General features: G+C 69.6%; 20 protein-coding genes. 6 read left to right on the top strand and 14 right to left on the bottom strand.

Going from position 1 to position 22,603, the window contains the following annotated elements:
- Positions 1–17: 17 nt before the first annotated feature.
- From ABFG95_RS04695 to ABFG95_RS04685, 3 genes are read right to left on the bottom strand one after another with little or no spacing between them, the layout of a single operon-like run.
- The gene (locus ABFG95_RS04695) at positions 18–557 is read right to left on the bottom strand and encodes a VOC family protein (RefSeq protein ID WP_054417369.1); all 540 of its coding nucleotides are present in this window, start codon (positions 555–557) and stop codon (positions 18–20) included.
- Between the two features lie 57 nt (positions 558–614).
- A complete protein-coding gene (locus tag ABFG95_RS04690) occupies positions 615–2,507 on the bottom strand; it encodes a TRAP transporter large permease subunit (protein ID WP_348995522.1) in 1,893 nt (630 codons plus the stop codon).
- A gap of 10 nt (positions 2,508–2,517) precedes the next feature.
- Positions 2,518–3,540: a TRAP transporter substrate-binding protein gene (locus tag ABFG95_RS04685; RefSeq protein WP_063582641.1), complete on the bottom strand. Its 1,023-nt coding sequence runs from the start codon at positions 3,538–3,540 to the stop codon at positions 2,518–2,520.
- Positions 3,541–3,651: 111 nt separating this feature from the next.
- On the opposite strand from ABFG95_RS04685, the gene ABFG95_RS04680 reads away from it, so the two are divergent.
- Together ABFG95_RS04680 and ABFG95_RS04675 are read left to right on the top strand one after the other, a co-directional pair.
- Positions 3,652–4,713: a LacI family DNA-binding transcriptional regulator gene (locus ABFG95_RS04680; protein WP_059271729.1), complete on the top strand. Its 1,062-nt coding sequence runs from the start codon at positions 3,652–3,654 to the stop codon at positions 4,711–4,713.
- A gap of 175 nt (positions 4,714–4,888) precedes the next feature.
- Positions 4,889–5,479, top strand: a complete 591-nt coding sequence (locus ABFG95_RS04675; protein WP_348995521.1) for a hypothetical protein — start codon at positions 4,889–4,891, stop codon at positions 5,477–5,479.
- A 42-nt stretch (positions 5,480–5,521) separates the two neighbouring features.
- On the opposite strand, the gene ABFG95_RS04670 is transcribed toward ABFG95_RS04675, so the two are convergent.
- From ABFG95_RS04670 to ABFG95_RS04645, 6 genes are all read right to left on the bottom strand, one after another.
- The gene (locus tag ABFG95_RS04670) at positions 5,522–6,223 is read right to left on the bottom strand and encodes a glycosyltransferase family A protein (RefSeq protein WP_054417374.1); all 702 of its coding nucleotides are present in this window, start codon (positions 6,221–6,223) and stop codon (positions 5,522–5,524) included.
- Positions 6,220–6,825 (bottom strand): class I SAM-dependent methyltransferase, encoded by a 606-nt coding sequence (locus ABFG95_RS04665; protein WP_348995520.1) that lies wholly within the window; start codon positions 6,823–6,825, stop codon positions 6,220–6,222. The genes ABFG95_RS04670 and ABFG95_RS04665 overlap by 4 nt, the downstream gene beginning before the upstream one ends.
- The gene (locus tag ABFG95_RS04660; protein WP_238908558.1) at positions 6,813–7,850 is read right to left on the bottom strand and encodes an acyl-CoA dehydrogenase family protein; all 1,038 of its coding nucleotides are present in this window, start codon (positions 7,848–7,850) and stop codon (positions 6,813–6,815) included. The genes ABFG95_RS04665 and ABFG95_RS04660 overlap by 13 nt, the downstream gene beginning before the upstream one ends.
- Before the next feature lie 100 nt (positions 7,851–7,950).
- A complete protein-coding gene (locus tag ABFG95_RS04655; RefSeq protein ID WP_238908560.1) occupies positions 7,951–10,662 on the bottom strand; it encodes an autotransporter outer membrane beta-barrel domain-containing protein in 2,712 nt (903 codons plus the stop codon).
- Between the two features lie 101 nt (positions 10,663–10,763).
- Positions 10,764–11,975 (bottom strand): GGDEF domain-containing protein, encoded by a 1,212-nt coding sequence (locus tag ABFG95_RS04650; protein WP_238908561.1) that lies wholly within the window; start codon positions 11,973–11,975, stop codon positions 10,764–10,766.
- Between the two features lie 148 nt (positions 11,976–12,123).
- A complete protein-coding gene (locus tag ABFG95_RS04645; RefSeq protein ID WP_236747402.1) occupies positions 12,124–13,536 on the bottom strand; it encodes an MFS transporter in 1,413 nt (470 codons plus the stop codon).
- Between the two features lie 145 nt (positions 13,537–13,681).
- Between ABFG95_RS04645 and ABFG95_RS04640 the strand changes: the two genes are divergently transcribed.
- Positions 13,682–14,584 carry a LysR family transcriptional regulator gene (locus ABFG95_RS04640; protein ID WP_063582650.1) on the top strand — a complete coding sequence of 301 codons (903 nt, stop codon included), beginning with the start codon at positions 13,682–13,684 and terminating at the stop codon, positions 14,582–14,584.
- A gap of 19 nt (positions 14,585–14,603) precedes the next feature.
- Here the strand turns inward: ABFG95_RS04640 and ABFG95_RS04635 are convergent, their stop codons facing one another.
- Positions 14,604–15,011 (bottom strand): rhodanese-like domain-containing protein, encoded by a 408-nt coding sequence (locus ABFG95_RS04635; protein WP_348995519.1) that lies wholly within the window; start codon positions 15,009–15,011, stop codon positions 14,604–14,606.
- 124 nt (positions 15,012–15,135) lie between these two features.
- Between ABFG95_RS04635 and ftrA the strand changes: the two genes are divergently transcribed.
- Positions 15,136–16,131 (top strand): transcriptional regulator FtrA, encoded by a 996-nt coding sequence (gene ftrA / locus ABFG95_RS04630; protein ID WP_348995518.1) that lies wholly within the window; start codon positions 15,136–15,138, stop codon positions 16,129–16,131.
- Between the two features lie 61 nt (positions 16,132–16,192).
- Here the strand turns inward: ftrA and ABFG95_RS04625 are convergent, their stop codons facing one another.
- Positions 16,193–17,089, bottom strand: a complete 897-nt coding sequence (locus ABFG95_RS04625; protein ID WP_059271713.1) for an oxidoreductase — start codon at positions 17,087–17,089, stop codon at positions 16,193–16,195.
- 83 nt (positions 17,090–17,172) lie between these two features.
- Between ABFG95_RS04625 and ABFG95_RS04620 the strand changes: the two genes are divergently transcribed.
- Positions 17,173–18,057 (top strand): MurR/RpiR family transcriptional regulator, encoded by an 885-nt coding sequence (locus ABFG95_RS04620; RefSeq protein ID WP_348995517.1) that lies wholly within the window; start codon positions 17,173–17,175, stop codon positions 18,055–18,057.
- A complete protein-coding gene (locus ABFG95_RS04615; protein ID WP_348995516.1) occupies positions 18,057–18,920 on the top strand; it encodes a DMT family transporter in 864 nt (287 codons plus the stop codon). Before ABFG95_RS04620 ends, ABFG95_RS04615 begins: the two co-directional genes overlap by 1 nt.
- A gap of 150 nt (positions 18,921–19,070) precedes the next feature.
- On the opposite strand, the gene ABFG95_RS04610 is transcribed toward ABFG95_RS04615, so the two are convergent.
- From ABFG95_RS04610 to ABFG95_RS04600, 3 genes are read right to left on the bottom strand one after another with little or no spacing between them, the layout of a single operon-like run.
- The gene (locus tag ABFG95_RS04610; RefSeq protein WP_054417386.1) at positions 19,071–19,955 is read right to left on the bottom strand and encodes an ABC transporter permease; all 885 of its coding nucleotides are present in this window, start codon (positions 19,953–19,955) and stop codon (positions 19,071–19,073) included.
- Positions 19,956–19,975: 20 nt separating this feature from the next.
- Positions 19,976–20,959 carry an ABC transporter permease gene (locus tag ABFG95_RS04605; protein ID WP_054417387.1) on the bottom strand — a complete coding sequence of 328 codons (984 nt, stop codon included), beginning with the start codon at positions 20,957–20,959 and terminating at the stop codon, positions 19,976–19,978.
- Positions 20,956–22,542 carry an ABC transporter substrate-binding protein gene (locus ABFG95_RS04600; RefSeq protein ID WP_068979947.1) on the bottom strand — a complete coding sequence of 529 codons (1,587 nt, stop codon included), beginning with the start codon at positions 22,540–22,542 and terminating at the stop codon, positions 20,956–20,958. The genes ABFG95_RS04605 and ABFG95_RS04600 overlap by 4 nt, the downstream gene beginning before the upstream one ends.
- Positions 22,543–22,603 lie beyond the last annotated feature (61 nt).

Raw genomic sequence — 22,603 nt, 5'->3', positions numbered from 1 at the left:
GGTTCCGGGGCCCGGTTTCAAAGCCGTGCCAGATCGGGAAAGGGGCGCACCGGATCGCGGCCGTCCCAGTCGCGCGCGCTGTCGCGGATCAGGTCGAACAGGCGGCCCTTGGGGCCGGCCACCTCGGACAGCTCGATGACGGTGCCGGGGTGGTATTCGGTGTCGAAGTAGATGAAGCGGCCGTTCTCGCCGACCTCGCCCTGCATCTTCGGCACGAAGCCTTGCGCCAGCAGGCGCGCCAGGTCGGCGTCGTAGTCCTGGGTCCAGTAGGCCACGTGCTGCAGTCCGGTGCGGCCGGCCCGCAGGAAGTCGCGGTACATCGACGGCACGTCGTTGCGGGTCTGGATCAGTTCGACCTGCACGAAGCCCGAATTGGCCAGCGCCACCGAGTTGTGCGGCTCGTAGGGCGCGCCGTCATAGCGGTAGTTCACGATGGGCACCTTGGGGTTGTAGAACCAGGGGCCCACGCCCAGCGTGCGGCTCCAGTAGTCCATGGCGGCCTCGATGTCGGGCACCACATAACCGAGTTGGCGGATCTCGCCCAGGAAACGACTCATGATGGATTCTTGTGTAGGAAGTGACGGGGGCGCGGCCCGCGATGGGCCGCGCGGCGTTCAGGACGCGGATTTGAGAAAACCGATGGAAATCCAGGGGAAGGCGGCAACGATGACCAGCCCGACCAGCAGCGCGGCGATATAGCCCCAGATCGGACGGATGCCCTCGTCGGGATCGACCCGGCTGATGGCGCAGGCGCCGTAGTAGCCGACGCCGAAGGGCGGCGCGAACAGGCCGATGCCCATGGCGAAGATGACCACCATGGCGTAATGCACCTCGTGCACGCCGGCCTGCGCCGCCACCGGAAACAGCAGCGGCCCGAACAGCACGATGGCGGGAATCCCCTCCAGCACGCTGCCCAGGATGATGAAGGCCACGATCGACACGGCCAGGAAACCGTAGCTGCCGCCAGGCATGCCGGCCATCAGCCGCGCCAGGTCGCCGGAGAAGCCCGATTGCGTCAGGGCCCAGGCCATGGCGGTGGCGCAGCCGACGATCAGCATGATGGCGCCGGACAGCGAGGCGGTCTCGATCAGCATGGGCTTGAGCCGCGCCAGGTCGAAGCGCCGGTAGATCAGCGCGCCCACCACCGCCGAATAGACAATGCCGATGGTGGAGACCTCGGTGGCGGTGGCCACGCCCTCGACCACCGCGGCGCGGATCACGAAGGGCAGCGCCACGGCCGGCAGGGCGATGACGAAGAAGCGGCCGATCTCGCGCGGCGCGAAGCGCTGCGCCAGGCTCAGGTCTTCCTTGCGGTAGCGCCACCACACCACCGAGCACAGCGCCAGCCCCAGCACCACGGCCGGCAGCAGGCCGCCGGTGAAGAGGGCGGCGATGGACACGCCGGTGACCGAGCCGATGGTGATCAGCACGATCGACGGCGGAATGGTCTCGGTCTGCGCGCCGGTGGCCGACAGCAGCGCCACCAGGTCGCCCGGCTTGGCGCCGCGCTTGCGCATCTCGGGAAACAGCACCGGCGCGATCGCCGCCATGTCGGCGATCTTCGAGCCGGAGATGCCCGACACCAGGTACATCGCCCCGATCAGCACGTACGACAGGCCGCCGCGCACGTGGCCCAGCAGGCTGGCCAGGAACTGGATCATGGCGCGCGCCATGCCGGTCATCTCGATCAGCGAACCCAGGAAGATGAACAGCGGCACCGCCAGCAGCATCAGGTGCGACATGCCTTCGTCCAGGCGGCCCACCATCACCAGCATCGGCGTGTTGGTGGTCAGCGCCAGGTAGGAGAACGTCGCCAGCGCGAACGAGAACGCGATCGGCACGCCCGCGAACACGGTGGCCGCGACGATGCCGACGAAGAAGATCACCAGGTTGAGCTTGCCCAGTCCCGTGAACAGCGGCTGCGCCAGCCAGAACGCCGCGACCATCGCCGCCGCGCCGGCCAGCGCCAGCAGCAGGTGCGGCACGGTCTGGGTGCGCAGCAGCCGCAGCAGCGCCACCACCGCCATCAGGCCCATGCCGACCGGAATGGCGGCGGCGCGCCAGGCGTTGCTCAGCTCCAGCGCGGGCGTGATGATGAAGTGTTCTTCGTGCGCGTATTCGATGGCCGGCGCCAGGATCAGGAACAGGAAGGCGAGCGAGGCGGCCAGCGCGCCGGCCTCCAGCTGCGCGCGCCGCGCCGGGCCGATGTGGTTGACCAGCGCCGTCATGCGCATGTGCTCGCCGCGGCGCAGCGCCACCACGGCGCCCAGCATCGACAGCCACAGGAACAGGATGGACGCCAGCTCATCGGACCACACCAGCGGGCTGTGGAACACGTAGCGCGCCACCACGCCGGCGAACAGCACCAGGATCTCGATCAGCACGATGGCGGCGGCCGCCAGCTCGACCAGGCCGCCCAGCGCCGCGTCCAGCGCATCGCCGGCGCGTCGCAGCGGATGGGCCGGCAGCGCGGGCGCGGCGGCGTGGGAAGAAGAGAGCGAGGACATGGGCGCGGCCTCAGGCGAGCTTGCCGACGGCCTGCTCCAGCAGGCCCCAGGCCTCCTGGCCGAAACGCTGCCGCCATTCGCTGTAGAAACCGGCCTTGCGCAGCTGGTCGCGGAAGCTGTCGGCGCCGGGCTGGTTGAACGTCAGGCCCTTGGCTTCCAGGTCGGCCTGCACCGACGCATTGAGCTTCTTGATGTCCTCGCGCTGCGCCAGGCCGGCCTCGTTGATGCCGCGCGCCACCACCGTTTTCAGGTCCTGCGGCAGGCCTTCCCACATGCGGCCGTTGGCGATGAACCAGTAGCCGTCCCAGATGTGGTTGGTCAGCGAGCAGTACTTCTGCACCTCGTACAGCTTGGCCACCTGGATGATGGGCAGCGGGTTTTCCTGCGCGTCCACCACCTTGGTCTGCAGCGAGGAATAGACCTCGCTGAACTGCAGGCTGGCCGGCGCCGCGCCCAGGCCCTTGAACATCGAGATGGGCAGCGGGCTGACCGGCACGCGGATCTTCAGGCCGTCCATGTCGGCGGCGCGGGTCACCGGCGCCTTGCTGCTGGTGGTCTGGCGAAAGCCGTTGTCCCACATCTTCTCGAAGGCATACAGGCGGCGCTGCGCGATGGCGGCGCGCACGTGGGCGCCGAGCGCGCCGTCCATGGCGCCCCAGACCTGGCCATAGTCCTTGAAGGCGAAGCCGACGGCGTTGATGGCGGCCACCGGCACCAGCGTGGCGATCACCAGCGCCGATGGCGTGAAGAAGTCGATGCCGCCCGACCGCACCTGGGCCAGCATGTCGGTGTCGCCGCCCAGCTGGTTGTTGGGGAAGATCTTGATGTCGACGCGGCCGTTGCTTTCCTTGAGGATGCGGTCGGCGGCTTCCTGGGCGCGGATGTTCAGCGGGTGCGAGACGGGCAGGTTGTTGCCGTACTTGAGGGAATAGTCCGCGGCGCGGGCGATCAACGGGAACCCGCCGCCCAGGGCGGCCGCGGCGGGAAGGGCGCACAGGCGGCGCAAGGCACTGCGGCGGGTGAGCAGCTTCATGGTTGTCTCCAGAATCTTGGTTATGATGTTTTTTGAGGTGCCGCAGAAGTCCATCGCGCTGAGGCATGAAGGACAATAGTGAACCGGCGCCCGCATCGTCAAACCCCAACAATGATGGTTTTTGATGTGAACAAGCCCACTCGCGAACGCAAGCTGGCAACCCTGGCCGAGGTCGCGGCGCTGGCCGGCGTATCCACCGCCACGGCCGACCGCGTGCTGAACCGGCGCCCCGGCGTGCGTGGCAGCACCGCGCAGCGCGTGCTCAAGGCCGCCGCCGAGCTCGACTACCTGCCCGAGGCGGATCTGTTCGCCGCGATGGCGCCCGAGCCTATGCGGCTGGTGATCCTGCTGCCGCGCGGCAGCAATCGCTTCCTGCGCATGCTGGGCGACAGTGTGAGCTACGCGCACGAGCACTTCGCGCCGCTCAACGCGCGCTGCCAGGTGGATTACGTCGAGAGCTTCAACCCCGAGGCCCTGGCGCAGGCGCTGCTGCATCACGGCAAGCGCGCCGACGGCATCGCCTTCATGGCGCTGGAGCATCCGGTGGTGCGCGAGGCCGTCAACGCGCTGGCGCAGCAGGGCGTGCCGACCGTGACGCTGATCTCCGACCTGGCCAACAGCGCCCGCGTGGCCTACGTGGGCCTGGACAACCGCGCCGCCGGCCGCACCGCCGGCTACCTGCTCGCGCGCTTCATCGGCCCGCGCGCCGCGCACGTGGCGCTGATCGCCGGTTCGCGCCACTACCGCGCCCACGAGGAGCGCGAGGGCGGCTTCCTGCAGCTGTACGCCGAGCAGTTCCAGGCCATGCAGGTGGTGGACCTGCGCGAAGGCTACGACGACGCGCAGCGCAATTACGAGCAGACGCGCCAGCTGCTGGAGCAATACCCGCAACTGGCCGGCATCTACAACATCGGCGGCGCCTCCGACGGCGTGGCGCGGGCGCTGAAAGAGGCCGGCCTGCAGCACCGGGTGGTGTTCATCGGCCACGGCCTGACGCCCGACACGCGGGCGCTGCTGATCGACGGCACCATGGACGCCGTCATCACGCAGAGCCCGGTCGAGGCGCTGATGAGCTGCGTGCGCATCTTCTGCAACGTGCGCGACAAGCGCAGCCCCATGAGCGGGGTGGAGATGAACCGCAGCCAGGTGATCCTGCGCGAGAACCTGCCGTAAGGCAGGCGCGCGCGATGCGCTGCCGGTTGCGTCTTGAGAGATCTGTTGCGCTTGGTCATGGCGCATCTGGTTGACGGCTTTTCGGCGATTGGTCGACACTGCCTTGGCCGCGCGGCGGGCGGGTCCCGGCGCGCTGGAGACCCGTTCGCCCACTTCCCCATGAGGTTCACCCGCCATGCACGCACACCCGTTCCGCCAAGCCGTCGCCGCGGCCTTGCTCTTGCTGGCCATGCACGCGCAGGCCCAGGAGGGACTGCCCGCGCCGGTCAACGGCATCACCTTCGAAGAGTGGGCCGCGGGCAATGCCCGCCTGGCCAACAATCAGCCCCTGGACGGCGTGCTTAAGATACTGAAGGTGGACGAAGGCCAGTGGAAGCAGGCCGATGCCGCCTTCGTCGAGGAACTGAAGCGGCGCGATCCCGGTTCGCCCACGTTCATGCGTTACGGCGAAGTCTTCGCCAAACCGGCCGTGGGACGGTTCGCCAACGCCGCCGAACAACCCAAGGTGGAGGGCAAGCTGGCTACCTATGACGACTATGCGCGCCTGCAGGCGGACATGAGCGCGGGCGTGCGGGCGGGCAAGGACCCGCAGGCCATTCTGAAGGAATACGGCTTGAACACCTACCAGTACTCGCAGGAGAGCGGCAAGTGGGTGCGGATGATGGCCACGGTCAATGATCCCGCCGAACTGGAGCGCCTGGCCGCGATCCGCGAAAAGTACCAGCGTGAAGCGCGGGCCAGGTACGGGTTGCCCGCTGCCGATTGAGGACCGGCAACGGCCTGGGCGCAACACGCCGCGCGGTTGATTTCAGCCTGGCGGCGCCGGGGGCGGGACAGGGCAGTCAGGCACGCCCGCCGCCGCCGCGCGCAGCGCCGTGGCGAAGCCGCCTTCCACCCGGGAATAGGGCCGGGCGCTGGTGATGACGCGCGGCCGGGCGGTCCAGGCGATCGTGAACCCCGCCTGCGCCATCCGGTCGACCAGGGCCTGGTCCTCGCTGCAAGGCAGGGGCGCGAAGCCGCCGCTGCGGCGGTAGGCGTGGGCGGCGATGCCCAGGTTGGCGCCATGGACATGGCGGTGACCGTCCCGGTCCTGGTAGCGGGAGACGAAGTGGCTGTGCGCCGCGCCGGCATTGCGGCCGTGCGCGGCCCAGCCGGCGACGCCGACCGTGCCGCACACCACTTCCGCGTTCAGCGACAGCTGGTCCACCAGCCAGCGCGGCGAAACAATGGTGTCGGCGTCGGTGTACGACAGCCAGCGCGCCCCGGCATCCAGCAGGAACTGCGATCCCGTGGCGCGGGCGATGCCGACGTTGCGCGCGCGGATGGCCAGGCGCTGCACCGGCCAGGCGGCCGCCAGCCGGGCGGTGGCGTCGCGGCAATGGTCCAGCACCACGACGATGCGCACCGGCTCGTCCCCCAGCAAGGGATGGCGCGCGGCCAGGGTGACCGCGCGCAGGCAGGCGGCGATGTGGCGTTCTTCATTGTGGGCGGGGATGCAGATGCCGATCATGGGGCGGTGTTTTCCGTGTCGGGGGCCAGGGCCCAGGCATCGAGCCGGAACTCGGGTTCCTGATGTGTCAGGAGCGGCGCCAGGCCGGGCAAGGCGCCCAGCGCGGCGTGCAGCGCCTCGGTGTCCTGCCGGCGGTCGTTGAAGGCGCCGCGCCAGTGGCAGGCCACCAGTTCGCCGCCGCGCCGCAGGCTGGCGCGGACGCGGGCCAGGAAGCGCGCCAGCGCGTCGTCGTCCAGGTAATAGGCCATTTCCGACACCACCACCAGGTCAAAGCCGCCGGGCGGAACGGCGGGCCAGGCGTCCGGCAGCCGCAACGCCAGCGCTTGCACGCCGCTCGCCCGTTGGCTTGCCAGGTGGGCGCGGCAGCGGCGGATGGCGGCCGGGGAAAGGTCGACCGCGGTCACGCGCCGGCAGCGCGCCGCCAGCGCGCCCGTCATGCCGCCGTTGCCGCAGCCCGTCTCCAGCGCGTGGTCGTAGCGGGCCAGCCGCAGGCTTGCCAGCAGCAGCGCGCGCTTGCGGCATTCGTACCACGCATCGCGCACGTGCCAGGGGTCGTCGCTGGCACGGTACAGGGCGTCGAAATGGCGGGCTAGAGCGTCCATGCCGATTCCCCCGCGCCGGCCACCACCGCGCCGTGGGCGGCCTGGTCGCGTTCGGCGTGGCTCTGGCGGATGTAGAGCGGCAGGTCGGCCATGGCCTGGGCGAAGGCCCGGTCCTGGCACAGCGGGCCGGCGCCGAGCGCGCGCGCCGCGCGCCCCAGGATGTCTTCGGCCGCGGCCTCGACCGCCAGCCGGGCGCGGGCGGTTTCCAGCCTGCAGTCATGGCTCGGGTCGGCATCGATGGCCGCGGCCGCCGCGTGCAAGGCCCAGCGGGCCTGGCCGAGCGCCACATCGGCCGCGCCCAGATGCGCGAGGCGAAAGGGATTGCCGGGCGTGTCGCCGGCACCGGCCTGCAGGCGCTGGAAGATGCGCGCCAGGCCGCCGTACCAGCAGGCGGCGACGCCAGCGCCCCCGTGCAGGAAACCGGGCCGGTCCACGTAGGCGCCGGGCGCCCCTACCGGCAGCGCCCCGACCTGGTCGAACGCGACGCTGGCCGTGCCGCTGCCGCGCATGGCGGGGGCGGCCCAGCCGCCGGGCCGGATCGCCACGCCCGGTTGCGCCAGCGCCACCGCGGCCAGCCACGGCGCGCCGGCCGGCGTCCAGCCGCTGACGATGGCATGGCTGGCGCCGTTGGCGCCCGAACACCATGCCTTGGTGCCTTGCAGCGTCACACCGCCATCGGCCGTGGGCGTCAGGGTCAGACGCTGGCGTGGCGGCTCCGCGCACCAGACGCCCCAGATGCTGCCCGCCGGCGCGGCCGGCCCGTGCAGTTCCGCCAGAATCGCCAGGGCATCGGTGTGGCCTTCGAAGCACTTGGCCAGCGACAGGTCGACGGCCGCCACCGCGGCGAGCGCGCGCCATCGCGTCAGGGTCTCGCCATGGCCGGGCAGGGGCAGGCGGTCGCAACCGGCGCGCACCAGGGCGCACAGCACGCCCGCCGGTTCAACGTCTGGTCCGATGTCGACCAGGAGGGCTCGCAGGCGGTCGAGAGAGAACGTCGGCAGGGGGGAGGACGCGATGTCGGGCATGGGTGGCAGGCGGCATGAACGGATGCCGCAACCAGCAATTGGCGTGCCCGGCGGTATCGCTGCCCATGGTGAGCGCCGCCGCGCTGCTCCATTGAGACACCTAGAACGTCATTCTGAAACCCACCGTGCCTGTGACGACGTAGCTGCCCGAGAAGTCCGCGTCCGCGTCGACCTGGCCATAAACGGCGTACCGCTTGGCCCAAGCGTAATCGGCGCCTACGCCGAGATTGCCCCAGGTGCGCGACATGCGGCTGACGATCGGCACATCCGCGACCTGTATGCGCGAGCCGTCCAGGAACTCGTGCTTGAGGTTGAGCACGCCATAGACGTTCGACTGGCGGTCGACGCCCGCCCCTTGGCCATTGCTCCGGTAGTCCAGCGCGACGCCGAAACGGCCTTGCAGGCTGTCGCCCTTGTCGCTTTCGACGCGCGCGCCGAATCTGTCATTGAAGCGGTCGAAGCGTGTCGAGACGTACGTCACCTGGGCCTGCGGGACCAGGGCCAGCCCTTCGCGCAGCCCGTACGCCTTGCCCGCTTCGATGCCGAACCCATAGCTGCTGGCCTTGCCGCCATCCTTGAGTTTGCCCGCGAGGCGGGATTTCAGGTCGCTGTCGAACCAGGTCGCCTGCGCCTGGGCGTCAACATAGACGCCGTCGCTGCCATACCAGGTGAGCGTGGGCGTCAGGCCGTAGCGGGTGGTGTCGATGGAGCCGTTGCCGTACACCGACGACACACGGGTATCGGAGGCGCCATAGTGCAGGGCCAGCCCGCCCACCAGGCGCGAACCGTCCTGTTGGCCGGCCAGGATGCGGTCAACGCCGATCTGCATCTTCCAGTCGTCGATGTCCTGGCGCTGGCCGGTGGTGGACACGGCGGGATCGAGCCGGCTCGTCGAGCCTTCCATGCGGGCCCACGCGCCGTTGCGCCCGGCGCCCTGCGGATCGTAGCGACGATCGCCGACCCGCTGGCGCAGCGTGGGCAGCTTGCTCAGTTGCATCAGCGTGTTGGCGTAGGCTTCATACACCGGCACGCCGGGCTGGTACAGCGGGCCCGGCGTGGCGGGCGGCGAGCCGCCGCCGGTTTGCGGCGATCCCGGGTCAGTCAGGGCCGACCGCAGATACCAGCTGCCGTCGCCCGAGTCCTGCTGCAGCACATAGCCGTAGGCGCCGGCCACCAGCGCCGGGCGGCCGCCGATCACGTAGTCGCCGTTGGCAAGATTGAATTGGCCCGAGGAAAGGCCGTTGACCTGCACGACCTGGATGCCACGCTGGGTCTGCGCGCCGGCGCCGCCGATGTTCGTCACCGTGACGGGCGTGCTGCCCGTGGTGGCGCCGGTGATCACCAGCTTGTCGGTCGGCGAGTCATCGCCGCCCAGCCGGGTGCGGATTTCCAGGTTGCCGCCCTGCGCGGCGTAGTCGCCGGCAATCGTCAGGGCGCCGAAACCGCTGCGCGGGCCCGGTGCGATGGTGCCCTTGTTGGTCGTCGCGCCGACGCGTCCTGTCCCGGTCAGCCGCGCGCCGGCCAGCACCGCCACCGGCCCGCCCAGGACGCCATCGACCTGCAGGGTGCCGGCCTGCACTTCGGTGTTGCCAGTGAAGGCGGCGCTGTTGCCCGACAACGTCAGCCTGCCGGCCCCCAGCTTGTTGAAGACGGACGTGCCCGAGAACGCCGTGCTCACGCCGACCTCGCGGCCATTCGTATCGAACCAGGCGCCCCCGGCAGCCACCGCCTGCGTGGCAAACCCGTTCAGAAAATTGGCCTCGTCCCGGTTGGCGCGCAGGATGCCGCCGTCCAGATTGACGTTGACGTTGCCCGCGCCCTTGATGACCGAGCCGGTCTCCAGCACGCCACGGCCGCTGGCATCGCCGTTCAGGTTCAGCGTGCCGGTGGATGTGCCGTCAATCGCCACCCACGTATCGGTGGCCGCGATGGCCAGGCCGCCTTTTGCCACGGTGAGCGCTCCCGTGCCCGCCCAGCCGACATTGATGCGGTCGGAGGCCGAGAGGGTCGAGATGGCGCCTGTCGTGCTCGATACGGTGACCGTGCCGGCGCCGCCCGCGTTCTGGCCGATGTAGATCGATGCCGGGGCGCCGGGCGCGGTCGTCGCCTCGGTGTGCACGGTGGCGCCATCCTGGACAAGCAGTTCGCCGGTACCGTTGAAGCCCACGTAGATATTGTTGAACGGGTTCCAGGCTGACGCGCTGCCCGATACCGTAACGTGTCCTTCGCTGCCGGCGTTCCAGCCGATGACCCCCTGGCCGCTGCGCACGGCGCCGCCATTGTCGATCTGCAGCGTGCCCTTGCCGTCCGAGCCGATCAGGAAGGCATTGACCGTATTGAGATTCCAGTTCGCCCCCGGCCCGGATACGACAACGGTGCCGACGCTGCCGGCACTTGCGCCAAGAGTGCCCGATTCGCTTTGCGCCACGCCGCCGTTCAGGATGCGCAGGGTGCCGTCGCTGCCCGGATCGGCCCCGATATAGACGGGGCCGAGGCTGGTCCAGCGGGACGCATTTCCGCTGCCGTCGACGCCCGTCACGGTCAGGGTGCCCACGCCGCCGTTGAGGTTGCCGATGAAGGCCCAATCGTTCCGCACCGACCCGCCATTGCTGATGGTCAGCGTGCCGGCGGCGGCGTCTCCGACGATGAGGTCTCCGCCCACGACCCAGTCCGGTGATGCCACTGGCCCTGGCTGCACGTCGCCAGTACCGGAGACCGTTTGCGCGCCGGCGAGCGGCGCGAAGCTGGCCGCGGATGCGGCCAGGATTATCCATTTCGGCCATCCCGAGCGATGGCGATGTTCTTCGACCACGATGCCCCTCCTGAGGTAGATGCGAGCCGCACGCGAGCGATACGACACGCGGCAGCGCTTTTTTAATAGGTATTTCCCTGCCCTGGACAATGGCGGGGATTTCATGCGTGTGCACAGTAATCGTCGCCGGCCCGCGCGCCGCCAAAGGCGGCCAGGCCGTGCGCGTCGCCGGCTGGCGCGTGACCCGCGACCGTGCCATTGCGGCCTCGGCGCTTGGCCGTGTAGAGCAGGTGGTCCGCGCGCTCGAGCGCGCTCGTGAACGACTCGCTCGCCTGTATCAGCGTCACCCCCATGCTCGCCGTGAAACACGCGTCGGGCGCGTGCGGCGCCCAGCGCTGCGCGGCGAAGTCCGCGCGAATTTGCTCGGCGATCGCGGTGGCGCGTTCCAGATCCGCGCCGGGCAGCAGCAACAGGAACTCCTCTCCTCCCAATCGGGCGGCGTGAACGGGGGCGGGCGCCCGCGCCCGGAGCAGGGCGCCGAATCGCGCCAGCACCCTGTCGCCAAACGGGTGGCCAAACGCATCGTTGATGCGCTTGAAGTTGTCGATGTCCGCCATGATCAGCGCGGTCGGCATCGCTGCATGCGGGTGGCGCCCGGATGCGCCAGCCAGCAGACTGTCGAGTCCCTGCCGGTTCAGCAGGCCCGTCAAGGCGTCGGTATGGGCATGGCGACGGTATTTCTCTATGGCGTCGTAGCTCGTCGTGATGAAGACCGCGAAGGTCAGCACGATGCTGCCGAGCAATCCGGTGTACTGGATCAGGATGCCCCAGACGGACGTTCTCCATTCACCCGCCGCGAGCGCGGGCGTGGGGGCGGCGATGTACAGGAGGCACTGGCCCGTCAACACCAGCGCGATGAAGAGGAAGGCGGCGGCGAGCAGCCTGTCCGACTTGCTCACGGCCTGCCTGGCGAACGACAGCATGGTCCGCCAGCTCACGAGCGCGCAACAGGCCTGCACGAAGAATGACTCCAGCCTCGCGCTGGCGAACAGCACGACCGAAACCACTACCATTGCCGTCGAGGCAAGCAGCACCGCAATATCGAAATAGGGCGGAATCCGGCTGCGGTGGCGGCCTTGCAGCGCGCGACAGGCAAGGATGACGCCGCCCAGGATGAAGGCGTCTTCGACGACCTGCTTGTATGGGGAAAGCGCGCTGGCCTGCACCAGCATGATGGCGTAGCCCGCGCCCAGGCAGGCCAGGGCGCCGCCCCACGGGAGCGTGTCGAAGCCGGCGAAACGCGCGGCGCAAAGACCCGCGGCGCACATCAGGATCGCGGCGGGCACGGACCATTCAAGCAGGGTGACGGGCATAGACAGGCGGAGACGTTGAACCCATGCAGTCCGGCCCATGCCTGACTGACACAATCTGTGTCGAAAAAGATTACAGTGTGTCGCAATGTGTCGCCAGCGCGGAACCGTCAAGGATTGTCAAGCGCCGGCCGCCGCCGTGCGAGCGATTCTATTGCGCCCGCGCGTCGCCGCCCGACACTCTCGCCAAGGCCTGCCGGCCCCGTCGCGCCAGATGCTCCAGCGCGGCGCTCGCCACGCACCCCAGCAACGCGAACGCCACCGCCACCCACAAGGCCCAGGTGGCGCCGCCGCGGGGGCTGAAGACAAAGCATGCCGCCACGAAGGCCGCGCCCATCGTCTGGCCCAGCAGCCGCGCCAAGCCCGACAGGCCGCTGGCCACGCTGGCGCGGTGGGCCGGCACGCTGAACATGATGAAGCGCTGGTTGGGCGACAGGAACAGCCCGAAGCCCGTGCCGCAGAGCGCCATGGGCAGCATCACCGCCCACATCGGCGCCCCGGCCGGCAGTCGGCTTACGGCCAGCAGGCCCGCCGCCAGCAGCGCCAGCCCGATCGCGCCGAGCAGGCTGGCGGACATGCGGTCCGACCATTTGCCCGAGAACGGCGCCAGGCAGGCGCCCATCACCGGCCAGGGCGCGATCAGCATGCCCACGTCGGCGATGTCGCGCCCCAGCGTCAGGTTCAGCAGGAAGGGCAGCGCCACCATGGCCGCGCCCTGTGCCGCGAAGGCCAGCACGCAGACCAGCACGGCCAGCGAGAACGGCGGCAGGCGCAGCAGGTCCAGCGGCACGATGGCGTGCGGGCTCAGGCGTTCGCGGCGCAGCAGCAGCGCCCAGCTCAGCGCGCCGAACGCCCAGACCAGGGCCGTGCCCCAATCCGGCTGGGCCGCGCGTTCCAGGCCCAGCACGGCCAGCCCGAACGCCAGCGCGCATAACAGCGCCGCGCCGGCATCCAGCGCTTTGCCATCGCCCGGCGCGCGCGGCAGATGCCTGCCGGCCAGCGCCAGCGCCACCAGGCAGAAGGGCACATTCACGTAGAACAGCCAGTGCCAGCTAAGCACGGTCAGCATCGCCGACGCCAGCACCGGTCCGCCGGCCAGCGACGCCGCCGCGATCATGGCGTTCAGGCCCATGCCGCGGCCCAGCTCCTCCTTGCGGTAGATTGCGCTCACTAGCGCCATGTTGCAGCCCATCAGCGCCGCGGCGGCCAGGCCCTGCGCCGCGCGCGCCGCCTCCAGCGACCACAGCGATTGCGCCGCGCCGCACCAGACCGAGGCGGCCAGGAACAGCCACAGCGCCGGCAGGAACACCCGGCGGTGCCCGATCTTTCCCGCCAGCGCGGCCAGCGGCAGCATCGTCGCCACCATGACCAGTTGATAGATGGTGACCACCCCGATCACATCGGACGCGCTCACGCCGAGCTGCGACGCCATCGATGGCAGCGCCGTATTCGTCATCGAGGTATCGAGCGTCGCCATGGAGATCGATAGCGACACGGCCAGCATCGCGTAGCGGCGCGCGGCAGGGGACAGGGTAGAGGAGGGGGGCGTGGCAGGCAGGGACATCGCGGCATGCGGTTGAAAAAACGGCCCCCAGTATGGAAGCGGCGATTCTTGCGGTGAATAGCAAAATCCGTAAAGCAGCCTTGCAGATATGAAATACTGGAGCCGCTAGGATTCGCGGCGGAAAGGGCCGCAAAGCGAGGGCAGGGTGAACCGATCGGAAGGCATGGCGCTGCTGGTGGCGGCGGTGGACCAGGGCAGTCTCAGTGGCGCGTCGCGCGTCAGCGGGGTCTCCCTGGCCTCGGTCAGCCGCCACATCAGCGCGCTGGAGGAACGCCTCGGCACCCGGCTGCTGGTGCGCTCGACCCGGGTCCTGCGGCTCACCGAGGCCGGCCAGCGTTATTACGCCGAGGCCAAGCGCCTGCTGGCCGAGATGGACGAACTGGAAAGCAGCATGCGGGTCGATGCCGCCGAGCCCTCGGGGCGGCTGCGCGTCACGGCGCCGACGCTGTATGGGCGCGTGCACCTGCAGCCGTTGCTGGCGAAGTTCCTGGTGCTGCATCCCAAGGTCACGCTCGACCTGCACTTGCTGGACCGGCCCGTCAACCTGCTGGAGGAAGGCATCGATCTCGCGGTGCTGGTGGGCGAGCAACCCAGCTCCAGCCTCGTCGCCCGGCGTCTGGGATCCATCCGCTGGGTATTGAGCGCCGCGCCCGACTACCTGGCGCGGCGTGGCACGCCTCGCGGCCTGCGCGATCTCGCGCAGCATGACGGCCTGGTGTACAGCCATCTGGCGACCGACGACGCCTGGACCCTGATGCACGAGGGCAGGCCCACCGTCGTGCGGGTGCCCACTCGCATGCGCTCGAATACCGTTGACGGCGTGGTCACGGCCGCCGCGGCCGGCGCCGGCATCGTCCATGCGCCCGCCTGGGCCATCGCCGATCACGTCGCGGCCGGCCGCCTGCTAGTGCTGTTGCCGGAATCGGAAACCCCGCCACGGCCGGTGTTCGCGTTGATGACCCACCAGCGGCTCATGGCCGGCAAGGTGCGGTCGCTGCTGGATTTCCTGGCGCAGCATTTGCGCGCCAAGTCCTTGAACGAACTGTGACCTCGCCAGCCGCTGTGTGTCAGGCGGCGGAGGTGGCGAGACTGAAGCCTTCATCCCGCCATCCGGTCACCCCGCCGATCATGACCTTCACCGGCCGCCCCAGTTGCGCCAGGCGCAACGCGCCGCGCGTCGCCCCATTGCAGTGCGGGCCCGCGCAGTACGTGACGAACAGCGTATCGGCGGGATAGTCCGCCAGTTTCGACTCGACGATCTTGCCGTGGGGCAGGTTGCGCGCGCCCGGCACGTGGCCCTGCGCGTACAGCGCGGGGCTGCGCACATCCAGCAGGACAAAACCGGGCGTGCCTGTCGCGAGCGCGCTGGCCACATCGGAACAGTCGGTTTCGAATTGCAGCGCGGCGTGGAAATGGCCGAGCGCGGTCGCGGCGTCGGCGGCGGGGATGGTGTTAACGGCATTGGTGGTCGGCATGTTTCAACCCTGAGCGGTTCGTGCGGTGAAGTAAGTGTCTGGAGCAGATCCAGGCATGTCATTCTGGCCTCGGGCGGCGATGCCGGTAAGTGGCGTAATCGACAAATACCGGTAACATTACGCCATGGAAAACCATCTCGTGGTCGCACTGGCCTACGACCGGCTCTGCACCTTCGAATTCGGCTGCGTGACCGAACTCTTCGCGCTCGAACGTCCGGAGCTGGGCGTGGATTGGTATCGTTTCGCGGTCTGCGCGAGCGAGCCCGGCCCGTTGCGCGCCGCGGGCGGCATCACGGTGGTTGCGCCCTACGCGCTCAGGCGGCTCGATCGCGCGGATACGATCGTGGTGCCGGGTTGGCGCGACCCGGACGAAGCGCCGCCCGAGGCATTGCTCAAGAAGATCCGCCAGGCCTACCGGCGCGGGGCCCGGCTTTGCTCCATCTGCTCCGGCGTATTCGTGCTGGCGGCGGCCGGCGTGCTGGACGGCAAGACGGTGACCACGCATTGGCGCTACGCCGAAAAGCTGCAACAGCGCTATCCGCGCGTGCGTGTCGAGCCGGACGCGCTCTATGTCGACGAAGGGCAGATCATCACTTCGGCGGGTTCCGCCGCGGGGCTGGACATGTTGTTGCACCTGGTGCGGCGCGACTACGGCGGCGCCGTGGCCAACCGGGTCGCGCAAAGGCTCGTCGTGGCGCCGCACCGCGAGGGCGGCCAGGCGCAGTTCGTGCCGCGTCCCATGCCGCCGGACGACAGCGGGCGCCTGGCCAGGCTGATGGACTGGATGCGCCAGCATGCCGCGCTGCCGCACACGTTGCACGCGCTGGCGGAGCGGGCGGCGATGAGTCCGCGCACGCTGCAACGGCAATTTCACGAGGCCACCGGCATGGCGCCGTATGAATGGCTGGTGCGCGAACGCGTGGCCGCGGCGCGCGAGATGCTTGAAGCGCAGACGCCCCTGCCGATCGGCCGCATCGCCGAGTTGGCCGGCTTCGGATCCGAGGAGTCGATGCGCAGGCATTTCCGGCGCATCGTGCTGACCAGTCCCGCCGCCTACCGCGACAAGTTCGGCCATGGCGCGCGAGAGCCGAAGGGCGGCGCCCAGGTCCAGGCGCGCTGATTCGGCGCGGCGGCCGGTGGCGCTCATGCGGCGCGTCGGCCATGGGCGCGTGGCGGGAGGGTCAGCCCGGGCCGTCGCTGGCCGCCGCCAGGAGCGCCACGACGACGTCGCTGATGGGGGTGGGAATGCCGTGGGCCCGGCCGCGACGGGCCACCACGCCATTGCGGATGTCCCATTCGAGCGGCCGGCCGGCTTCGCGATCCGCCAGGATCGAGGTGCCCATGTCGGCGGGCGACGCCAGGAATTTGTCGAGGATCGCCCGCGGCACCTCGTCGCCCAGCGCGGCGCCCTCGGCGCGCGCCACGCTCAGGCACTCCCGCAGATAGCGCAGGGTGAGCGCCGCGATGTCGGCCCGGGCGTACATGCCCGAGCGGCGCTGGGTAAGCGCCATCAGCCCCGCCGCCGCGTTCTGCAGCAGCTTGCGCCACGCCAGGGATCTGAAATCCGCGGCCCGCTCGACCAGACAGCGGGTGCCGTGCAGCGCCTCGACGATCACCCGGGACTCGGGGAGGTCCGGCACGCTCAGGCGCGCCTCGCCGCGCAGTCGCACCGACCCGTCGGGTTGCGCTTGCGCGGGAAACCAGACGATGGCGGGCACGACCCGCCCGCCGGGGCAATGCGGGCTCACCCGTTCCACCTGCTCGACGCCATTCTGCAGCGCGCACACGATGGTGCGTGGCCCGGACAGCGCGGCGAGCCAGGGCGCGGCGGCCTCGGTCTGCGTTGCCTTGACCGCGAGAAACACGAGATCGACCGTGCGTTCAAGCCGCGCGGGATCCGCCAGTACGGGACCGGGAACGGTGATGCGGCGGTCGCCGGCCTGCAACGCCAGATGATCGCGCGGCGTGCGGCCGCACAGCAGCGGCGCGCGGCCGGCTTCATGCAGCGCCGCGGCGATCGTGGTGCCGATGGCGCCCGGGCCGACAACAGCAACGGACGCAAGGTTTTCTGTATCCATGGAGGGGCCTTCAATGGCGGCGTGGCGGAGCGGCTGCGCGCGCGGGCTTGCGTGTTCGGGGGTGGTTACGTAATATATTACACATGAAATCAATTAACGGTAATGAAATTTCAGAAAGCGAGGGGCGGCTCGGGCAATGGATCGGCGCGATTCAGGCCCGCAGTGGCGATCTTGCCGCCAGCGAGGCGAAGGTGGTCGCGCTTCTGCTTGCCGATCCCTTGTTCGTCGGCGCCAGCACGGCGGCGCAGGTGGCCGCCCGTGCCGGCGTGTCGCCGCCGAGCGTGGTCCGCGCCGCGCGCGCCATTGGTTTCGGCGGGTTCACTGAGCTCAAGCTGGAGATCGCTCGCGCGCGCGGCACGACCCGGTTCTTCGCGCCGCCTGAAGCGCTGGCCGCGGACGCGCCGTCGGCCGCCGTGCTGCAGACTTCCATCCGCGCGGGCGCCGACGCCCTGACGGCGCTGGGCGGCGCCCTTGACCTCGCCGCATTCGACACGGCGGTCGGCAAGATCCTGTCCGCGCGGCAGGTGCTCGCATTCGGGGCAGGCCCGTCCGCGACGGTCGCCGCCGATGCCGTGTTCCGGCTGCGCGCGGTTGGCGTGATGACCCTCGGTATCCAGGACCACCTGTCGGCCATGATCGCGACGCGTCTGCTCGGCCCGGGCGATGCGGTGATCGCGGTCAGCTCGACCGGGCGCACCGAGACCACGCTTGCCATCGCCGATGCGGCGACCTCCGCCGGGGCCGCGCTCATCGCCATCACCAACCAGTACGGCACGCCGTTGGCGAACCTGGCCGATATTGCGCTGGTCGTCGGCGGCGCGCCCCTGCCGGCGCAGATGGCCGCGGCGGGCAGCCGGTTGGCTCAGCTGGTCGTCATCGACGCGCTGGTGGCCGCCCTGGCCCTGCGCGACCCGCAGCGCAGCCGCAAGGCAGAGCGCGCGGGCATCGACCTGCCCGATCTCTCCTGATGCCGCCCGCCGTTGTCGCAATGGTTCTTGTCGCGGCAATGGCCCACGCGGCCTGGAACCTGGCCTCGAAGTACAAGCGGGGGGACACCTTGCTGTTCGTCTGGGCCTATACCTGCGTGTCGGCGCTGTGGTGCCTTCCGATCGCGCTCGTCCTCATGGCGTCGGGCCAGCAGGCCTTCGATGGGCGGCTCGCGGCGGGCGCGGCCGTCTCGGCGGCGTTGCACATCGCCTACTCCCTGACCCTGCAGGCCGGATACGACCGCGCCGAGCTGGGCGTCGTCTATCCGGTCGCCCGCGGCACGGGGCCGATGCTCACGATGTTGTTCGCCGTGTTCCTGCTGGGGGAGCGGATCGATACGGTTGCCGTGCTGGGCGCGCTTCTCATCGTCGCGGGCATCCTCGTCGTCACCGGCAATCCGTTCAGCGGCCAGCGCCAGCGCCCCTTGCCGGGCTTGCTGTGGGGCACCGCGACCGGCGCCGCCATCGCCAGCTACACGCTGTGGGACAGCTATTCGATGACCTCGTGGCACTTGGCGCCCGTGAGCTACTACGCCGGCACGCTGTTGCTGCAGGGCCTGGCGCTGACCCCGCTTGCGCTGCGCCGCCGCCATCGGATTGCCGCCGCCCTGCGCGTCGATCGCGTGCCGATCCTCATCGTGGCCGTGTTTTCCCCGCTGGCCTACCTGCTTGTTCTCACCGCCATGCAGCGCGCGCCGGTGGCGCTTGTCGCGCCCTTGCGCGAGTCATCGATCATTGTCGGCGCGTTGCTCGCGTACTGGCTTTTCCGCGAAAACCATCTTGCCCGCCGTATCGCGGGCGCGCTGGTGGTGTTGGTCGGAATCATCGCGATCAGTTGGGGGTGATCGGCGTCGCTTGCGCAAAGGCGGGTATACACGGGAGCGGCGAAGCCGCGCCCGGGCGTCGTCGACGCGCAGGCGCGAGCGTGCAAAGCCATGCCAGGGGCTCATCGCCTTCGCCCGTGCCTGACAACGGCGCGCCGACCTGGCGCCGGCTCAGCGCGACAGCCTGGGGTTGAATGCGTCGTTCAGCGCATCGCCGAGCAGGTTCAGCGATAGAACCGTCAAGATGATCGACACCCCGGGCAGGGCCGCCAGATACCATGCGGTGCGCAGCATTTCGCGCGCATCGCCGATCATGCTGCCCCAGGAGACGGCATTGGGATCGCCCATGTTCATGAAGGACAGCGCCGATTCCATCAGGATGGCGTTGGCCACCAGGACCGAGGTGGTGACGATGACCGGCGGCAAGGCGTTGGGCAGGATCTCCAGCAGCGCGATACGGGCGTGGCCATAGCCCAGGGTGCGGGCGGCCTGCACGAACTCCGACTCGCGCAGGGTGCGGAATTCGGCGCGGACCAGTCGCGCCACCACGGGCCAGGACGCGACGCCGATGGACAGGGCGATCACCGTCACTGAAGGCCGGGCGATCGCCACGATGACCACCACCAACAGGAAGGCGGGGATGGTCTGCAGCAGTTCGGTCACGCGCATCAGGGCCACGTCGACCCATCCGCCGAAGTAGCCGGCCGCCGCGCCGACCGCGATGCCGATCAGGAGGCTGAGCAATGCGGCGGTCACGCCCACGGTCAACGACACCCGCGCGCCGTGCGCCAGCCCGGCGGCCACGTCGCGGCCCATGGTGTCGGTGCCCAGCCAGAAGCCGGGATCCTGCCCTGGCCACAGGATGGGCGGCCCCACCATGTCGAGCGGGTCGTGCGGGAACAGCCACGGCGCGGCCAGCGCGGCCAGCAGGATGAAGAGCAGCAGCAACGCGCCGGCCACGGCGGCTGGGTTGCCCAGCAATTGGCCCAGCGCGCCGCGGCGCGTCGGTGACGGCGCCGCGGCCGGCGCGGGCGCGGAAGCGGAGTGAGCGGTCATGGGGTTCGGGTAAAGGGTTTTCAGTGCGCGCGGATGCGCGGGTCGAGCACGCTTTGCAGCAGGTCGACCACGATATTGGCCAGGATCACCAGCAGCGAGGACAGCACCAGGATGCCCAGCAGCACCACGTAATCGCGCGCCATCACGGATTCATAGGCAAGGCGGCCCAGGCCTGGCCAGCTGAATACCGTTTCCACCACCACGGCGCCGCCCAGCAGGGTGCCGACATTCAGGCCCGCCACGGTGGTGACGGGGATGAGCGCGTTGCGCAACACGTGGCGCAGCGCCACCGCGCGCGGCGTCAGGCCCTTGGCGTGGGCGGTGCGCACGAAATCCTGGCGGTTCACTTCCAGCATGGAGGCGCGCGTCAGGCGGGCGAAGATGGCCACGTAAAAACCGGTCAGCGCCAATGTCGGCAGCACCAGGTGGCGCGCCACGTCCAGCACATGCGCCCAGCCGGTGGCGGCGGAGCCGATGGTGGACACGCCGCCGGGTGGTAGCCAGCCCAGCTTGACGGACAGCAGGATGATGGCCATCAGCCCAAGCCAGAAGCCGGGCGTGGAATACAGCAGCAGCGCCGCCAGCGACAGGACGCGGTCGAGCCAGCGGCCAGCGAAGCTGGCCATGACCGCGCCCAGCGCGATGCCGGCCGCCAGCGCGCAGGCCAGCGCGCTGCCCATCAGCAGCACGGTGTTGCCCAGGCGGCTGAAGATCAGCTCGGACACCGGCAGGTTGTAGCGCGGCGACACGCCCAGGTTGAGCGTGGCCAGGTCGCGCAGGTAGGTGCCCAATTGCCGTAGCACCGGCTGGTCCAGTCCGAAGTGGCTGCGCAACGCGGCCATGCTGGCCTCGGTGGCCGAGCCGGACTCGGCCGCGATGACGTCGGCCGCGTCGCCCGGCACCGCCTTCAGCAGGAAGAAGCTCAGCAGCACCACGCCGATGACGGTCGGCACCGCCTGCAGCAGCGAGCGTCCCACCACGCTCAGCGAACGATGCGCCGTCATGGTTGCAGATAGACGTCGGCCAGGTTGGACTCGACGCCGTCGGCGGTCAGCGAGTGATCGTGCACGCGCTGGTTGGCGATGGTGATGAACTCCGGCTGGTACAGGTTCAGGTCGGGCACCTCGCGCGCCACGATCTGCTGGAACTCCTTGAACAGCTGCACGCGGCGGGCCGGGTCGTTCTCGACCGCCGCGTCTTCCAACAATTGGTCGACCCGCGGATTCTGGTAGTGCGTGCCGTTGGAGAACGGCACGCCCTTGATGAAGTTCTTCGACCAGTACAGCCGCTGCACGCCGACCGTGGGGTCGAACAGGTTGCTGGCGCCATTGGTGGTGAAGGCGAAGTCGCGGTCGGTGTAGACGCGCTTGATGAAGGCCGAGGCGTCCTGGGCCCGCACGGTCACCGCGATGCCGACGCGCGCCAGGGTGGTGCGCAGGTAATCGGCCAGGCGCGGGCCATCGGCGCCGATCGGGTTGTAGTCCAGCGGCACGCGAAAGCGCACGCCATCGGCGCCCTTGGGATAGCCGGCCTCGTCCAGCAGCGCGTTGGCGCGCTTCAGGTCGAAGGGGTAGGGCGTGGGCGTCGGGTCGTTGTAGGTCTTCAGGCCCGGCGCGATGGGCGAATACGCCACCTGGCCGACGCCGTAGTTCACCACCTTCAGGATGACGTTGCGGTCGATGGCGTGGGCCACCGCCTGGCGCACCTTCTCATTCTTGAAATGCGGATCGTCCAGGTTGAATTCCAGGCGCGTGACGTTGTACGAGTAGCTGTTGCCCTTGGTCTCGAAGCGCAGCGACGGCACGGCCTTCAGGCGCGCCAGGTCGGCCAGCGGCACGGGCGTGCGGTAGCCCAGGTCGGCTGTGCCGGTCTCGAAGGCGATGGCGGCCGCGGCCGGGTCGGCCACGATGCGCACGATCAGGCGATCGATGTAGGGCTTGGGCTTGTCCCAGTAATCCGGGTTGCGCTCGTAGACGATGTGACTGCCGCGCACCCATTCCTTGAACTTGTACGGGCCGGTGCCGATCGGCGCCGAGGTGGCCGGGTTGGTCAGCGGATCGGTGCCTTCGTAGATGTGCTTGGGGATGATCGGCGTTTCGGTCGCGACGAAGGCGCGGATCAGGTAGGGCGCCGGTTTGGACAGGCGCAGCACTACGGTGTGGTCGTCCGGCGTTTCGATGGCGGTGACGTTGGCGAAGGTGTTGCGGCCGCGCGGGTGGATCTTCTTGAGCAGGTCGATCGAAAAGGCGACATCGGCGGACGTGAACGGCTTGCCGTCATGCCATTTGACGCCCTGGCGCAGCGTGAAGGTGTACACGGTGCCATCGGGGCTGACAGTCCAGGCGGTGGCCAGCTGCGGTTCGGGGGTCAGGTCGTAGTCGTACTTGAGCAGGCCTTCGGTGACCTTGGCACTGACGCTCAGGATCGGCGTGGCGACGTTGCCCACGGTGACCAGCGCGGTGGGCTCGGACGGCAGCAGCAGCGTCAGCGTGCCGCCACGGGTGGGTTCCGCGTGGGTATACGGACTGGCGGCCAGCAGCAGGCCGGCAAGGGTCAGGCTGAGAAAGGAACGGCGGGTTGGCTTCATAATCGTCGCGAAAACAGGGGATGAGATGAGCCCCGGGCCGCGCCCGGGGCGATCCAGGAAA

The organism is Achromobacter sp. HNDS-1 (assembly GCF_040084795.1).
Lineage (GTDB): Bacteria > Pseudomonadota > Gammaproteobacteria > Burkholderiales > Burkholderiaceae_B > Achromobacter > Achromobacter ruhlandii.
Note: the sequence above shows the minus strand (reverse complement) of the source record. Positions and strands in the feature narration are given on the sequence as shown.